The organism is Streptococcus oralis (genome assembly GCF_026782125.1).
Classification (GTDB): Bacteria; Bacillota; Bacilli; order Lactobacillales; family Streptococcaceae; genus Streptococcus; species Streptococcus oralis_CE.
Genome location: NZ_JAKUVY010000011.1, coordinates 1 through 13,302 on the forward strand (window position 1 = coordinate 1; position 13,302 = coordinate 13,302).

The 13,302-nt window shown below is 36.8% G+C and carries 23 protein-coding genes; 20 read left to right on the forward strand and 3 right to left on the reverse strand.

The annotated features are described in order from the left end of the window. Positions 1–113 precede the first annotated feature (113 nt). The 3 genes from MK385_RS09060 to MK385_RS09070 all read right to left on the reverse strand — a co-directional run bounded on the left by MK385_RS09060 (position 114) and on the right by MK385_RS09070 (position 3,146). On the reverse strand, positions 114–1,265 hold the full coding sequence (locus MK385_RS09060; protein ID WP_268725874.1) for a tyrosine-type recombinase/integrase: 1,152 nt from the start codon (positions 1,263–1,265) through the stop codon (positions 114–116). Between the two features lie 309 nt (positions 1,266–1,574). Then, positions 1,575–2,348: a hypothetical protein gene (locus MK385_RS09065; protein WP_268725875.1), complete on the reverse strand. Its 774-nt coding sequence runs from the start codon at positions 2,346–2,348 to the stop codon at positions 1,575–1,577. A 15-nt stretch (positions 2,349–2,363) separates the two neighbouring features. After that, positions 2,364–3,146, reverse strand: coding sequence for a S24 family peptidase (locus tag MK385_RS09070; RefSeq protein ID WP_268725876.1), 783 nt, complete (start codon positions 3,144–3,146; stop codon positions 2,364–2,366). A gap of 174 nt (positions 3,147–3,320) precedes the next feature. Here MK385_RS09070 and MK385_RS09075 point away from each other — a divergent pair, with 174 nt between their 5' ends. The 20 genes from MK385_RS09075 to MK385_RS09170 all read left to right on the forward strand — a co-directional run bounded on the left by MK385_RS09075 (position 3,321) and on the right by MK385_RS09170 (position 13,296). Further along, positions 3,321–3,545, forward strand: a complete 225-nt coding sequence (locus MK385_RS09075; protein WP_268725877.1) for a DUF739 family protein — start codon at positions 3,321–3,323, stop codon at positions 3,543–3,545. A gap of 26 nt (positions 3,546–3,571) precedes the next feature. Further along, positions 3,572–4,285, forward strand: coding sequence for an ORF6C domain-containing protein (locus tag MK385_RS09080; RefSeq protein ID WP_268725878.1), 714 nt, complete (start codon positions 3,572–3,574; stop codon positions 4,283–4,285). A gap of 79 nt (positions 4,286–4,364) precedes the next feature. After that, positions 4,365–4,676: an excisionase gene (locus MK385_RS09085; protein WP_268725879.1), complete on the forward strand. Its 312-nt coding sequence runs from the start codon at positions 4,365–4,367 to the stop codon at positions 4,674–4,676. Positions 4,677–4,678: 2 nt separating this feature from the next. After that, positions 4,679–5,107, forward strand: coding sequence for a hypothetical protein (locus tag MK385_RS09090; RefSeq protein WP_268725880.1), 429 nt, complete (start codon positions 4,679–4,681; stop codon positions 5,105–5,107). 19 nt (positions 5,108–5,126) lie between these two features. Continuing rightward, entirely contained in the window at positions 5,127–5,927 is an 801-nt protein-coding gene (locus tag MK385_RS09095; RefSeq protein ID WP_268725881.1) for a phage replisome organizer N-terminal domain-containing protein, read from the forward strand. Then, on the forward strand, positions 5,915–6,073 hold the full coding sequence (locus MK385_RS09100) for a hypothetical protein (protein WP_268725882.1): 159 nt from the start codon (positions 5,915–5,917) through the stop codon (positions 6,071–6,073). The genes MK385_RS09095 and MK385_RS09100 overlap by 13 nt, the downstream gene beginning before the upstream one ends. Next, on the forward strand, positions 6,067–6,837 hold the full coding sequence (locus MK385_RS09105) for an ATP-binding protein (protein WP_268725883.1): 771 nt from the start codon (positions 6,067–6,069) through the stop codon (positions 6,835–6,837). The genes MK385_RS09100 and MK385_RS09105 overlap by 7 nt, the downstream gene beginning before the upstream one ends. 14 nt (positions 6,838–6,851) lie before the next feature. Next, positions 6,852–7,082 carry a hypothetical protein gene (locus tag MK385_RS09110; protein ID WP_268725884.1) on the forward strand — a complete coding sequence of 77 codons (231 nt, stop codon included), beginning with the start codon at positions 6,852–6,854 and terminating at the stop codon, positions 7,080–7,082. Between the two features lie 101 nt (positions 7,083–7,183). Continuing rightward, on the forward strand, positions 7,184–7,609 hold the full coding sequence (locus MK385_RS09115) for a Cas9 inhibitor AcrIIA9 family protein (RefSeq protein WP_268725885.1): 426 nt from the start codon (positions 7,184–7,186) through the stop codon (positions 7,607–7,609). Next, on the forward strand, positions 7,606–8,964 hold the full coding sequence (locus tag MK385_RS09120; protein ID WP_268725886.1) for a PcfJ domain-containing protein: 1,359 nt from the start codon (positions 7,606–7,608) through the stop codon (positions 8,962–8,964). The genes MK385_RS09115 and MK385_RS09120 overlap by 4 nt, the downstream gene beginning before the upstream one ends. 19 nt (positions 8,965–8,983) lie before the next feature. After that, positions 8,984–9,511, forward strand: coding sequence for a DUF1642 domain-containing protein (locus MK385_RS09125; RefSeq protein ID WP_268725887.1), 528 nt, complete (start codon positions 8,984–8,986; stop codon positions 9,509–9,511). Next, the gene (locus tag MK385_RS09130) at positions 9,511–9,849 is read left to right on the forward strand and encodes a hypothetical protein (protein ID WP_268725888.1); all 339 of its coding nucleotides are present in this window, start codon (positions 9,511–9,513) and stop codon (positions 9,847–9,849) included. Before MK385_RS09125 ends, MK385_RS09130 begins: the two co-directional genes overlap by 1 nt. A 150-nt stretch (positions 9,850–9,999) precedes the next feature. Then, positions 10,000–10,257 carry a hypothetical protein gene (locus MK385_RS09135; RefSeq protein ID WP_268725889.1) on the forward strand — a complete coding sequence of 86 codons (258 nt, stop codon included), beginning with the start codon at positions 10,000–10,002 and terminating at the stop codon, positions 10,255–10,257. A 196-nt stretch (positions 10,258–10,453) separates the two neighbouring features. Beyond that, positions 10,454–10,681 carry a hypothetical protein gene (locus MK385_RS09140; protein WP_268725890.1) on the forward strand — a complete coding sequence of 76 codons (228 nt, stop codon included), beginning with the start codon at positions 10,454–10,456 and terminating at the stop codon, positions 10,679–10,681. After that, positions 10,678–10,938 (forward strand): DUF1372 family protein, encoded by a 261-nt coding sequence (locus MK385_RS09145; protein ID WP_268725891.1) that lies wholly within the window; start codon positions 10,678–10,680, stop codon positions 10,936–10,938. The genes MK385_RS09140 and MK385_RS09145 overlap by 4 nt, the downstream gene beginning before the upstream one ends. 1 nt (position 10,939) lies before the next feature. After that, positions 10,940–11,689 (forward strand): DNA-methyltransferase, encoded by a 750-nt coding sequence (locus MK385_RS09150; protein WP_268725892.1) that lies wholly within the window; start codon positions 10,940–10,942, stop codon positions 11,687–11,689. A 45-nt stretch (positions 11,690–11,734) separates the two neighbouring features. Continuing rightward, entirely contained in the window at positions 11,735–12,223 is a 489-nt protein-coding gene (locus MK385_RS09155) for a MazG-like family protein (RefSeq protein ID WP_268725893.1), read from the forward strand. 1 nt (position 12,224) lies between these two features. Beyond that, a complete protein-coding gene (locus MK385_RS09160; protein ID WP_268725894.1) occupies positions 12,225–12,503 on the forward strand; it encodes a hypothetical protein in 279 nt (92 codons plus the stop codon). 12 nt (positions 12,504–12,515) lie between these two features. Beyond that, positions 12,516–12,938, forward strand: coding sequence for a YopX family protein (locus MK385_RS09165; RefSeq protein WP_268725895.1), 423 nt, complete (start codon positions 12,516–12,518; stop codon positions 12,936–12,938). Continuing rightward, on the forward strand, positions 12,925–13,296 hold the full coding sequence (locus MK385_RS09170) for a hypothetical protein (protein WP_268725896.1): 372 nt from the start codon (positions 12,925–12,927) through the stop codon (positions 13,294–13,296). Before MK385_RS09165 ends, MK385_RS09170 begins: the two co-directional genes overlap by 14 nt. Positions 13,297–13,302 lie beyond the last annotated feature (6 nt).

Consider the following 13,302-nt stretch of genomic DNA (forward strand, 5'->3'; position numbering starts at 1 on the left):
TTACTCTTAAATAATAGAGCAACTACATTAGTAGCTTAAAAACATGATTAAACCGCTATTCTTAGGAGTAGCGGTTTTTCTTTTTGTTTTAGAAGGGGCAAAAAAGGGGCAAACTATTTGTAAATTTTATCCAGTACATCAACAACTCTTGACTTTATATTTTTGGTTACGTGAGTGTATATTTCCATTGTAGTTTTTCCGTTATCTTTATGACCTACTCTCTGAGTAATGGCTTTTAGAGGAATGTTGTTTTCTGCAAGTGTGCTGATAAGAGTGTGTCGTAGAATATGAGGATGCAGCGGTTTATTGATTGGATTTTTAAGAGTAGCGTTAGCATTCTTCATCAACTTGCCAATGCTTGATTTATGAATAGGAATACCACTTGATGAAACAAAGATAAATCCCATATCTTTATAGTTTGGGTTAGTATTCTTTCTTAATTCATGCAGCTCTATAAATTCTTCTATAATCTCAATTTCTTTATTGGTTAAATCAACCACTCTGACAGATGATAAGGTTTTAGGAGTTGTTTTGACACCTTCTGAACCTTTACGGGTTGGATCTAGAGTTCCGTTGATAGTGATAGTGCGGTTTTTCTTGTCGTAATTTTCAAATTTAAGCGCACCAGCTTCACCAACTCGACAACCATTGAGTGCCATAAACTCAGCCATACGAGCGACATTATACCCTCGGTTATATTTTTTCATAGCTTTTAAAAGTCGCTTTAATTCGCTTTGTTCAAGGAACTTATCTTCAATTCGTTCCATAGTTTCGTATGTGACGACTTGTTTTGGCAGTCTGACACGTTGGATAGGGTTGCTGTCAATCAACTCTAAATCTTGAGCGTATTTGAATACCATACTTAGTACGGATTTGTGCTTTTTTAATTTGATATGATTGTCTTCTGAGTCTGTAAAATATTGTTGAGCATATTTAGCAGTGATGTTTTTAATTTTAACCCCTGGAGCAAAACTTTCTTTTACTTCATCGACTGCATAGATCATAGTTTTCTCAGTAGAAGGTTTGATGGACTTTTTATGAAGTTCCCACCAATCGTCTAGAACAGCATCGAAAAGCATATCAGTAGTAGTTAAACTTTGTAGTTTTTCAGCTATTTTTTCATCCAGTTGCTTCTGAGCTTCCTTCTTTGCTCGTGATGAGCCTGATTCTAAAGTCACAGAAACTCTTTTCCATTTTTCAGTATATGGGTCTTTGTATCTCTCGAAAAATTTATATTTTCCGTTGGAAATTTTTTCCATCCACATTGTATTTACCTCACTTTTTTGATAAAATGGGTATAGTAAAGAGGGCTTTTTAATGCCTTTTACTATACAGGATATCCTCACATCTTAGCTTGCAGGCGGTGTGGGGATTTTTTGTTTTTAATTCAACAAGAAACGGTAACTAAATTTATAGTTACCGTTTCTGCGTGGCAACTTGTGCCAACTGGATTATTTGCACTAGGATTTCTCCTAGGTTAGTAACTATATATTATCAATTATGTTTCATTTTGTCAAAAATGGAAAGTTGAATCCTCACATTCAAAGATTGCTGTTGGAGAGTGTGGGGATTTTTTATTTTTTTAAGACTTTCAACTTAATTTGTATCTTGAATGAATCCTTGACAGTACGAAGTTTATCGCTTTCTGGATCAATATCTTTGTAATCACCACAATAAATTTTAGCAATTTTTATAACTTCATTATTTGAATCTGTGGTTAACCTTAATACTTTTCTATTTTTGGACTTAGTGACATAACCTAAGTGATAACCTCGAACCACAATTTTAACTGCATTAGGGTCAAATTGATTATCCAATTCAGGGACAAAGTCTACATCTGAAAGCTCAAAAGGGGAATATTTGTAAAATCTATCACTAAAAATCAACTCTTCTTTAATTTCTTTAGAAGTATATCCTAAATAAGGCACATCATCTGATTCTTGTATGAGTTCTTGACATAAATCTGAGAAAGCTTCTTGATGATAAGATATTCCTTTCACTTTCAGAACAACATCATAAATGGTTCTCTCGTCAATCTCCTGACTTTTAATTCTATCTTCTATTCGAACAGCTAATAGTTTATTCAGCTCTTCAATTTCATACTCTAGTTGCTCAGTACTAGATTGCCTAGGAAAAATACCAATCAAAAAGAGAACAACTAAACTACCGATAATAAAAGAGAAAATTGTTAGTAGTATATTTCCAACGATACTAAGCAGAAAAACAGAAATTAGAGTCAGTAAAACCAAAAAAGCTATTAAAGACCTTTGATTTTCTAGTTTACTAATTATTTTTCTGTGCTCGTCTATTAGTGCTTTGATTTCCTTTTCTGTAAAAGTAGCAGACATATAAGCACCTTGACCTTAATTTTCAGATGGCTTGAAGTTTCCGACTATTTTTCCAATAATCCTTGGATCTTCATCAAATGGTGCGAATTTATCTTTATATTTTGGATTAAGGGAGACTAAACGCAATCCATCAGGTTCACGATAAACCTTTTTAATATATGTTTGACCGTCCCAATCAACAGCATAAATCGCTCCGTCATAATCAAAACCAGTCTCTTTTATGAGAACAACCTCTCCGTTCTGGAATTTAGGTTCCATGGAATCTCCGAAAACCCAAGATGCGAAATCATGGTCCAGGTCTTTATCGTAAAAAACAGTGTCATAGTTGCCGTCGTTGAAGTATGAGAAACCAGTACCAGCTGATAGTTTTTCATACACCTTATATTCAAATAGATCCTCCTCTAGTGAAATAACTTTATTAGATTGCTCTCGTAATTGAATTTCAGTGAAATCCAAAACTTTTTGTTTTCTAGGCGCGGTCAGCTTTACAGCCTTTTCAGTTATTTTTTGAACAAGAGGAGAGGAAGGGATTTTTAGTTCTTGGGCAGGTGTATCATCAGTCATAGGAACATTATATCCCATCAACCATGCTTCAGATACACCCAATGTTTTAGATAATAAAACAAGTTTATCTTGATCAGGAGAAGACTTACCTGAAACATATTGTGACAAAGCACTTTTTCCCATTTTAATACCAAGCTCCTTTTGAAGCGGTAAAGAACTTTTCAAGATATCAACTTGTCTAAGATTTCTTTCAGATAGAATTTGTTTTAGTCGTAAAGATGTTGTAGTTTTCATATTTAACACTCCATTCTTAATAGTAATTATATAGCTATTTGAACAAAAGTTCAAGCAATAAGTAAAAAAAGTTCAAAAAAAATGAACATAGGTATTGACAACAAAAAAAATAAGTAGTAGAATTAAAATTACAAAAGTTCAAATAACTTGAACAAAAGATAGAAAGGGGAATAAATGAAATTTGATTATTCAAAATTGAATGGAAGAATAACTGAAATTTTTAATAGCCAGAAAAAATTTGCTAAAGCTATGAATCTTTCAGAACGAAGTATTTCACTAAAACTAAATAATCAGCGTTACTGGAAAAACAACGAAATTACAACAGCTTGTAATTTGTTACTTATTCCAGCTAACCAGATAGGAGATTATTTTTTTAAACAAGAAGTTCAAGATATTTGAACATTTTAAAACTAGAAAGGAATATTATGAACGAAATTTTTAATTTTCGAGGGCAAGAAGTCCGTACTTTGACAATTGATAAGGAGCCTTGGTTCGTTGGGAAAGATGTTGCGGATATCTTAGGATATGCGAATTCAAGAAAAGCAATTTTTGACCATGTAGATGATGACGATAAGACAGATGGGGTAACGATTCGTGACGCCATGGGTAGAAATCAAAACCCTATCATCATCAATGAATCTGGGCTCTACTCTCTCATTCTTTCAAGTAAGCTTCCACAAGCTAAAGAGTTCAAGCATTGGGTGACATCAGAGGTCTTGCCAGCTATTAGAAAACAAGGCGGATTTATTCGTGAGGACTTGGACGAGGATGCTTTCATTGCTCTGTTTACTGGCCAGAAGAAATTACGTGAACAGCAAGCGACCATGCTAGAGGATATTGACTACCTCAAGAGTGAGCAACCGATTCATCCAAGCTATGCTCAAACGCTACTGAAGAAGAGAAAATCTCGAGTAGTTGCCTGTCTTGGTGGTATTGATAGTCCAGCTTATGCTGATAAACGCTTTGCTCAGTCGGTATTTAGACAAGCTGAGATTGATTTTAAGGAACATTTCAATATTAGTCGTTATGACTTACTGCCAAAAAAATTTGCAGAAGCAGCATTGGCCTATTGGATGACTTGGGAGCCAAGTACCAACACTAAGATGAAAATCATGGAACTGAACGCCTATGTTTTATAAATAAAAAAAGCACCTGACAGGAATCAGGCACTTACTAATATAACTAACTAAATTATAACACATACAGAGAGGGAATACAATGCCAAAAGCAGAGATTACTTATAAGCCAGTTGGCGTGAATGAAAAAGCAACTCATGGTGATTACAAGCACCTTTGTCAAATGTGGGAAGGCCTCACAGTTGGAACTGCAAAGGTATGGGCTACTGAGATGCGAGAACATCCTGATTTTAAACAGTTCATTGATAATCCAACGCACAAGATTGTCTTTATCAATTATGAAGGTTTTCGTTTATTCGTCAAATGGAAAACTCGCAACCGTTATCGGTCTAAAAAAGAAACATTGTCAGAGATGCTTGAAAATCTCAAGAAAGAAAAACAGTTAGGAGTTTAAATATGACAGAACCAACTTTATCAAGCCAATTGCTTGGCTTAGTAGTTATTTTTATCGGGATGTTTATCTTGCTGCTATTTACAGCTAAAAATGAAAAATCGGATGAGCAAAATGTTGTGGTCATCATCGAAGAAACTGAGGATTTTAGGGAAGTTGCTCGAAGAAACCTGAGAATGTGTGACAGAAAATCAACCTATGATACACAGCCTCCTCTAGGACTTCCTTCAGTGATTGAAGACGTGCCACAAGTTTTTAGAGTCTGCGTCGAAGATTATGACAGACTGGCTAGTGACTATCAGGAAGAAGCAAGAAATAATGATTTGCTAAGAATGCAAAATACGAATCTCTTAGAAGAAAATGGGCGTTTGCTTTACAAGGAAATGACTATGGATTTCCGTAGAAATAATCGGAAATGGGGAGCTCGGGTATGATGCTGATAAGGAGGTAACTATGTCTGAAATCAAATGGATTAAGATTACGACTGATATTTTTGATGATGAAAAAATACGTCTTATTGATGCACTACCAGATCATGATGCAATTTTGGTTATTTGGTTTAAAATCCTAGCTCTTGCTGGTAAACATAATCGCAACGGGCTTTTGATGATGTCGGATAAAGTTCATTACACTGATGAAATGCTCGCTACAATTTTTCAAAGACCTCTAAATAGTGTAAGAATGGCTCTAGGGGTCTTTGAACAGTTTGGAATGATTGAGATTATCGACGGTGTCATCACATTGCCAAACTGGGAGAAACACCAAAATATTGATGGTATGGAAAGAATCAAGGAACAAACACGGAATCGTGTAGCAAGACACCGAGAGAAGCAGAAAAATCTTGCTCTTGGTAACGTTACATGTAACGTTACAGTAACGGACGGTAACGCACTAGAAGAAGAAGCAGAAGGAGATAAGACTAAGATTAAGACTAGATTAGATAAAGATAAGAATATAACTACTACTAGTAGTGAGAATATCTTAGAACTTTTTCAGTCTGAGTTTCGTAGATTACTATCAGGTTTTGAGATTGAGGAAATCAATCATCTGCTAAATGAAAATAATGCTGAGCTAGTTAAAGAAGCACTGAAGACAGCTATTAATTTAGGTAAACCAAACATCAAATATATTGGTGGCATTTTAAGAAATTGGCAGATGAACCAAGTGACGACAATTGAACAAGTTCGACAATCGGAAAAGCAACACAAGGAGAAAAAATCAGGACAGGAGGTAAAAGACGAATGGGGATTTTAGAACTTATCGAGCAATTTGAAGATGACTTTTATCCGATCAGCGACGAAAAGAAATCTTTGCTTATAAAACAACCTCTTTCTACCGTTACTGCTTGCTTGTCAGATATGGCTAGCTGGCAGGCTTGCGGAGGTAAGGTATCATGGTAACTGATGCACTCGAGAAGATGGCCTTATCTTACCATAGAAATACTGAACAGCAGGATGAAATTTGCGAAAAGCATGGGATTCCCTTGATCAAAATCCTCCGGACAAATGACGTCCTTTGTCGCTTATGTGAATCGGAACGGATCCACGCAGAGAACCAATTGAAGGTGGATGAGCTGGCCGATGCGGAGCATGAGAGAGAGCGAAAGTTTTATCTTGAAAAATTCTCATTATATGATGATGTGCTGAAGAATGCTACTCTTGACAACTTCGACACACCGACTGAAAAAGAAGCGCAAAAGCTAGCTTTTGCAAAAAGGATTTGCCAGGAGTGGTCTGAGGGGGCTAGAAATAATGTTGTTTTTCAAGGAGAAGCTGGAACGGGTAAAAGCCATCTTGCCTTTGCGATGATGAAAAAGTTATCCGATGCAACAAAGGAAATTGCTATCTTTATCAATGTCACGGACTTGCTGATGAAAATCAAGGCGGACTTTAGTCAAGAAGAGTTCCTGGTCAATAAAATTGCCAGTGCAAAGTTTTTGGTCTTGGATGATCTCGGCATGGAGAAGGACAGTGAGTGGTCCTTCAGTATCCTTTACAACATTCTCAACAAAAGGGCCAATACGGTTATCACGACTAATCTGACTGCGCAAGAAATTCAGAAGAGATATGGTCGGCCGTTTATAAGTCGGTTGATGAAGGGTGTAGACAATGATCATCTGATGGTATTTAATGACTTGAAAAATAAAAGGAAAGATTACTTTTAGAGAGGTGGGACACCTTGTTATTAAAACTTTACTTCGTCTACAACGGACACTGCAAGTTATTTCTTGGTGATTTCAACAATGTGGACGAACTTATCGAACGGATGAAAGACCATCAGTGGGCTTTCTCAGGTATTACAAGACCAAAATTCAAGAAGCACATCGGGAAAGACGATGTGAGGTTTGATTATGGTGGGATAGATTGCTACTACTTAGCAACAAAATCAACGTGCCGAGAACCACGTTAAAAGCGAGCTAGAATATGCGTCAATCGGTCGTGTGACCTGGACGAGCGACTGCCCGTATTTAGCCGAATTCACAAAGGCAGTCGCATTTTTTGGAAAATGATATGAATGACTTTAAAGAAAAAGCCTTAGCTAAGTTGCTAGAGGAATTAAATCAACCACATGATACTGCACTTGACCGTATTCATAACTGGATATGCGATCAGGAGGATGAGGAATTATTTAAAGGAGTCTTAAAAGAACGATACTCTCTGAAGTGTGCTTTAATCCATGCTAAAGAAAAAGCTCGCAAATTTGCTGAAAACGGAGTCGCTTGTATCGATGATGCTACTGTCTTCAGATGGGTTCGAGAATATTTTATCTCAAATTCACAAGTATCTAACATCAAGCAGGTTCCTGTTGAATCTGTCAAGAAGAAGGTAGAAAAGCCTAAAAATCCTTCTGAAAATAAAGTTGATGCGATCAAAATTAAGAAAGAGAAAGGAGTAGTCGAAAAGCAAATGAGCATTTTCGATTTCTTGGATGAATGAAACATGAACAATGCAAGCGAGAAGCTGATAGACGATTGAAACCACCTGCAGATTTCTGGAGCTGGTGCTACTCGCAAATCACAACGTACAAATGGAGCAATAAGGACAAGACCATAATCGCTTCAGATTTGGACCTTGGCCATTGTATCGAGAAGCGACTTACAAAGTCATCACGGCTCACTTTTTACGACAAGACCTACTTTTTCTCAATCATTCTCAGTACCTCGAAGCGCATTGAGATCCAATCTTATGAATTTAGCTCGAAGCTGGTTGAAGGGAAACAATTTATTGATTGGCAGCTAACTAATCTAGAGCGCTTTGAAAATGACAAGCACACAAAGATTGGCCAAGACTACACCGGGCAATACTATCCGTATCTATTCGCTAATTTCTTTAGTGGTGGTTTTTACACAGGAAATATTTTTTATCCAAACAATTGGGAAAAGAGACTTCAAAAAGTATCTGAACTCAAATATTTGGAATTCGATAATATCTATTTTTGGGAAATTGAACGACTTTACAAATATAAGTTTGAAATCGAGTTTGCTCAGAAGATTCATGCTTACAGATTGGCCAACGAAATCATGTTTCCGAATTATAGAATCGGATTTACAAGAACCGTAGATATGCGGACCTTGAACCGTAGATGGCTTCAGAAGAATAAACAATTTTTCAAGAATTCAAATCGCAGCTTTAACGAATTTGAGTTGAGCCGTCGATTAAAAGAACGGAACGGCCAGTTAGTACCTGGTATCGAGTCTTATCTTACTTACCACGATATCAAGCACATACCAAAAGGTGTAGGGATCAATAAGTTTCAGAATTGGGTTATCAAGAATAGTATTGAATTCAATGAATATCTTGATTACCTCAAAATGCTACGAGAAATGGGCATTGAGCCTGAAGGTGATGCAATGCTCGTGCCAAAGGATTTTATGGCCATGCACAATCACACAGTCGGATTATACAATCAATTTGTTGAAGAAAGACGCAAACTGGAAGATAAGAAGAAACGCAAGCAGCTTGAATCTGAGTTTAAACTTAGAGAAGGAATGGATAAGACAATCAATGGATATGCTTTCCACGTCCCTAGAAAAGTGGCCGAACTGATCTACGAAGGGAAGAAACTCCATCACTGTGTAAGCTCATACACAGACAAGCATTTCAAAGGGGATACTTTAATAGTATTTGTACGCTTATCAAATCAACCAAAAACACCTCTTTACACACTAGAAGTAAAACAGGGTAAAATAGTTCAGTTTCGTGGCAAGTATAACCAGGACGTCCCGAATGATGTCTGGGACACAGCCAAGGAATGGATGAAGCAAACGAAATTAGTACAAAAAGCAGCATAAAGGAAAAAGGAGTTGGAAGATGAACGTTAAAGAACTAATCGAAAAAATCGAAGGTTTAAATAAAGTGTATGGAGAAAAATTTTATGTTTCATTGGACGATGTTTTGGATTTAGTGAAACAACTAGACGAACCGCAACCAGTCAAAGTACAGCAGTGTGTGGCGGATTGGTATGAGGAGAATAAGGATGATTTTGAAGGGAATTTGTTTCGATGTGTCTATAATATTACATCGATTTTTGACGGTGCTAAACTTAATGAGTTTGAAAAGTGGTTTCTAATTGCTGGCACAAAATCATTTCAGACTCTCGTCAACATGCACCAGTTTGGCTACGAGGTCGAGAAAGAGAAGCGGTATTTGGTGAAGGTGAAAGGGGTAAACGAAGAATGCGAGTATTTGGTTTTCGGGGAACTTTCGAATACTTGGAAGTTTAGAAGTCTTGGTAGTTTTGGAGAGCTTAAGAAACACCACACCCGCAAAGAACTCGAAGAAGCCAACTTTGGCTGGGTGTTCGATTGTCCAGGAGTTGAAGTTGAGGAGGTGGAGTGATGAGCTATGATTTGGAAATTTTAGCAAAAATAGAAAGCGGAGATTATATTTGCATAGATGAACCTGAGAATAGTTCTCCGACCTATAATCTTGGGAAAATGTTTAGGGTTGCTATGGATTGGGATTTCAAACAAGGTACTATCTATAATGTTGCTCAGATTTTTGAAAACATTCAACGTGGTATCTCAGAATTGGAACAGTATCCTGAAAAGTATGTGCAGTATGAGCCTGAAAACAAATGGGGGACCGTCAGCAGTGCGTTAGAAGATTTGAGATCATTGAGAGATTGTATTTTAGGACAAGATATCGATACAAAATACTTATATGTGAGGTGGTAACATGAAACGACCAAACAGATACCCGTACACACGAAGTCAATGGGTTGAAGAAATCGCTGATTATTATACATATGCAGACGATATTTATTTTACAAGTCATGTTTTAAAAAATAGACTCACTAGAGAAATTAAGAGCAAGGAGATGAAATAGTGATTATCAAGAATTACAAATATGATTATTCAGGTGGCAAAATCTACTACACAATCGATGTAGATGGCTATGAACAAGCCATGGAACACACAAAGACAGAGTACGGAAGTGTACAAAGAAATGATATTGATGATTTCTTAAGCACGGTTGAGGAATACGACCTTCAAGAAGCTGAGACGATTGAAGCATTCGTTGACTTTCAAAATGATTTGCTCTTGTATGGAATTGGTTTTGAATTGAGAAATGAGGTGGAGTGATGAGTTATGAGTGTTCGAATTGTTGCAAAGAAATTGAAGATGAGTTTCTGGTAGTGCAAGAGAATCATGTTATTCTTGCGTTATTTAACGATGTTGAAAATTGCTTCTGTAGTCAGCAATGTGTCAACGATTTCTTAATGATTGAATCTAAATACTTATCAAATGGAGATATACCATACGATGATGAGGTGGAGTGATGAGCATGCTTGAAATATTCTTATCTAAGAACGATCTTGAACATATTGCGAACGGGCATGATTTAAAAATTAAAATAAGGGATAGTAGGGCTTCAAAAGTAGATGGAATTATTTTGAAACTCGATTTGGTAAATGATACCACGAACCCTTTGATAAATTATAAATATAAACTAATTAACACAGAACAGCAGAATTTTGCAAACAATTTTTCAGGAGGGGCCACATGAAACGATTCATCGCAATCTGGATTTTTGTCTCTGCTGGATTGAACATCTGGCAGAGTATCCACATTAAAGAACTAGAAGAAAAGCGCCCGATTGTAATCTACAAAGCAGATAATCAAGGCGCAGAAATCAAAGGCAGAGTCGTCCACAAGGAGAAGATTGGTGAACTCTACACGATCACAATACAGAACTACGGCATTTTCGTAGTCACTAGAGAGCAATTTGAGAAAATCAGAGTAGGGGATGAGGTGAAGATTTGAAATGAAATGCGAGCTATACAACGATCATTTTGAAAATGCTAAAAGGTATCAGATTCCAAGGGCGCAGTTAATTATCGCTGATATTCCTTATAATCTAGGTAATAATGCGTATGCTTCTGATCCGAGGTGGTATAAAGATGGGGATAACAAAAACGGCGAGAGCAAGCTAGCAGGAAAGTCATTTTTTGATACGGATAATGATTTCAAAATCAATAATTTCTTTGACTTTTGCAGCCGTTTGCTTAAAAAAGAGCCAAAAGAAAAAGGGAAGGCGCCTGCTATGATTGTTTTTCACGCTTGGCAACAGCGAGAAATGGTTATTGAATGTGGTAAAAAACACGGCTTTAATAACGCTTATCCGCTCTATTTTACAAAGAAATCAAGCCCACAAGTACTGAAAGCTAATATGAAAATCGTTGGTGCGGTTGAAGAGGCAACGGTATTATATCGCGATAAACTTCCTAAATTCAACAATGGCGGGGCTATGATACTTAATCATGCTCCTTGGGAAAAAGATAGCTCTTATCCTGTTATACATCCAACGCAGAAACCGATACCAGTTTTAAAACGATTGATTGAAATATTTACTGATCCAGATGATGTAGTTATCGATCCAGTAGCTGGAAGTGGCTCAACCTTGAGAGCTGCAATCGAAATGGGAAGGGCTGCTTATGGCTTTGAAATAAAAAAAGATTTTTACAAGAAAGCGCAGGAGCAAATGCTCTCAACCTTTCAAACCAGTCTATTCTAGGCTGCTATATCAGACTACGATATTTGATTTTTTAGGAGAAAAACAATGAACAATACAGAATTAGAAAACAAGGTTCAACAATGGTTTGTTGATAGAAATCTACATGAAGCAAATCCAGTCAAGCAGTTCTTGAAGCTGATGGAAGAGTCAGGAGAACTATTTGAGGGTGTCGCAAAGGATAAATCTGAACTGATTTACGATGCGCTTGGTGATATTCAAGTCGTATTGATTGGGCTTGAGCAACAAATCAAGAACGGTGCTCAGATTTCAGCTAATCAACAGGAACTTGAATTGCTGCTGATGGTTTCAAGTTTGGGCAATATCGCTCAGAAACTATACGCTCATGTCTGTCACAATGAGACGAAGATGCCTCTGATTAAATCTGACTTGATGTTTCTTGACAGTGTGATTAGTTCTGTTTCATTTTTTAATGGGACGGACGCAGACAGTTGCTTGCAGATTGCTTATGATGCTATTAAAGACCGCAAAGGTAAGATGATTGATGGGGTGTTTGTGAAAGAGGAGGATTTATAAAATGAAAAGACTAGGTATTGTTTTAGGTGCTGTATTTGTAATCGTTGTATCGCCGTTTGTAGTTCAGTATGGATGGAATGAAATTATCACAACAATCATTCCAGTTGGTAAAATTACAGTCTGGCAAGCGTTCGGTATGGATATGCTACTATCTTTCATTTTTCCTGTGTCATCTAGCAAAAAAGTATCTGAAGAGGAATTTTTATATTCTATAAAGAGTGGCATTTCAAAAATTATTACATGTGCATTTTTTATTTGGCTAGCTAGTTTGTTTATTTAAGGAGGATTTAAGATGATACCAAAATTCAGAGCTTATGATAGTGGCTCATTAAATCGTATGTATCAACCGGACGAAGTGATGGTTGGAAATGGCGATATCTGGATTATTGATGAGGACTCTGTTGCTGGTGAATGGATTGTGAACAATGACCTTAACCTCATGCAATCAACTGGCATCAGAGATATAACTAATCAAGAAATCTTTGAAGGTGACGTTGTTAAAACCACTAGATTTGTTGGAAGAGCTGACGAAGTGGGCGGTTTTTATGAGTATGACAAGGAATTTATAGGGATTGTTAAGCAGCTTGAGGGTTCTTGGGTAATTGATACGGGCAGTGACGCAGTATGTTTATGGACTGAAATTGAAGAAAATGAAATCATCGGCAATATCTATGAAAATCCAGAGCTTTTGGAGGACGTAAATGAAACCTTGTAAATATCCATATTCAGGAAGAAGAAAAAAGCAAGAAACACCGTCGCCATTATTTTCTGCACGACCAATTTTAAACGAAGTTCCAATTGTAGAAGAGGTCAAAGTTGATTTCGGAGTTGAAGCTAATTTTGGGCGTTCATATCCAGAAATGGTAATACATTTAGATATTTCTGGATACGGAAATAGAGTGCATTCAGTACATCGCTTTCCTGGAACCTTACTGAGTGTCGGTGAGTCAATTCAGTTAAAGATGCTTTTCTATAGAAGGCTTAAAAATTTTACTACAGATCGTTTCTTGACGTTTAGGGAATCTGACTGGAAGCTCTTTATCCGTGACCTTGTCAACGAATTTGTGCATTAAAAAGTT

Excerpts from the sequence above, each read along its gene's own strand:
- MK385_RS09060 (WP_268725874.1), bottom strand. The coding sequence starts at position 1,265 with ATGTGGATGGAAAAAATTTCCAACGGAAAATATAAATTTTTCGAGAGA.
- MK385_RS09065 (WP_268725875.1), bottom strand. The coding sequence starts at position 2,348 with ATGTCTGCTACTTTTACAGAAAAGGAAATCAAAGCACTAATAGACGAG.
- MK385_RS09070 (WP_268725876.1), bottom strand. The coding sequence starts at position 3,146 with ATGAAAACTACAACATCTTTACGACTAAAACAAATTCTATCTGAAAGA.
- MK385_RS09075 (WP_268725877.1), top strand. The coding sequence starts at position 3,321 with ATGAAATTTGATTATTCAAAATTGAATGGAAGAATAACTGAAATTTTT.
- MK385_RS09080 (WP_268725878.1), top strand. The coding sequence starts at position 3,572 with ATGAACGAAATTTTTAATTTTCGAGGGCAAGAAGTCCGTACTTTGACA.
- MK385_RS09085 (WP_268725879.1), top strand. The coding sequence starts at position 4,365 with ATGCCAAAAGCAGAGATTACTTATAAGCCAGTTGGCGTGAATGAAAAA.
- MK385_RS09090 (WP_268725880.1), top strand. The coding sequence starts at position 4,679 with ATGACAGAACCAACTTTATCAAGCCAATTGCTTGGCTTAGTAGTTATT.
- MK385_RS09095 (WP_268725881.1), top strand. The coding sequence starts at position 5,127 with ATGTCTGAAATCAAATGGATTAAGATTACGACTGATATTTTTGATGAT.
- MK385_RS09100 (WP_268725882.1), top strand. The coding sequence starts at position 5,915 with ATGGGGATTTTAGAACTTATCGAGCAATTTGAAGATGACTTTTATCCG.
- MK385_RS09105 (WP_268725883.1), top strand. The coding sequence starts at position 6,067 with ATGGTAACTGATGCACTCGAGAAGATGGCCTTATCTTACCATAGAAAT.
- MK385_RS09115 (WP_268725885.1), top strand. The coding sequence starts at position 7,184 with ATGAATGACTTTAAAGAAAAAGCCTTAGCTAAGTTGCTAGAGGAATTA.
- MK385_RS09120 (WP_268725886.1), top strand. The coding sequence starts at position 7,606 with ATGAAACATGAACAATGCAAGCGAGAAGCTGATAGACGATTGAAACCA.
- MK385_RS09125 (WP_268725887.1), top strand. The coding sequence starts at position 8,984 with ATGAACGTTAAAGAACTAATCGAAAAAATCGAAGGTTTAAATAAAGTG.
- MK385_RS09130 (WP_268725888.1), top strand. The coding sequence starts at position 9,511 with ATGAGCTATGATTTGGAAATTTTAGCAAAAATAGAAAGCGGAGATTAT.
- MK385_RS09140 (WP_268725890.1), top strand. The coding sequence starts at position 10,454 with ATGAGCATGCTTGAAATATTCTTATCTAAGAACGATCTTGAACATATT.
- MK385_RS09145 (WP_268725891.1), top strand. The coding sequence starts at position 10,678 with ATGAAACGATTCATCGCAATCTGGATTTTTGTCTCTGCTGGATTGAAC.
- MK385_RS09150 (WP_268725892.1), top strand. The coding sequence starts at position 10,940 with ATGAAATGCGAGCTATACAACGATCATTTTGAAAATGCTAAAAGGTAT.
- MK385_RS09155 (WP_268725893.1), top strand. The coding sequence starts at position 11,735 with ATGAACAATACAGAATTAGAAAACAAGGTTCAACAATGGTTTGTTGAT.
- MK385_RS09160 (WP_268725894.1), top strand. The coding sequence starts at position 12,225 with ATGAAAAGACTAGGTATTGTTTTAGGTGCTGTATTTGTAATCGTTGTA.
- MK385_RS09165 (WP_268725895.1), top strand. The coding sequence starts at position 12,516 with ATGATACCAAAATTCAGAGCTTATGATAGTGGCTCATTAAATCGTATG.
- MK385_RS09170 (WP_268725896.1), top strand. The coding sequence starts at position 12,925 with ATGAAACCTTGTAAATATCCATATTCAGGAAGAAGAAAAAAGCAAGAA.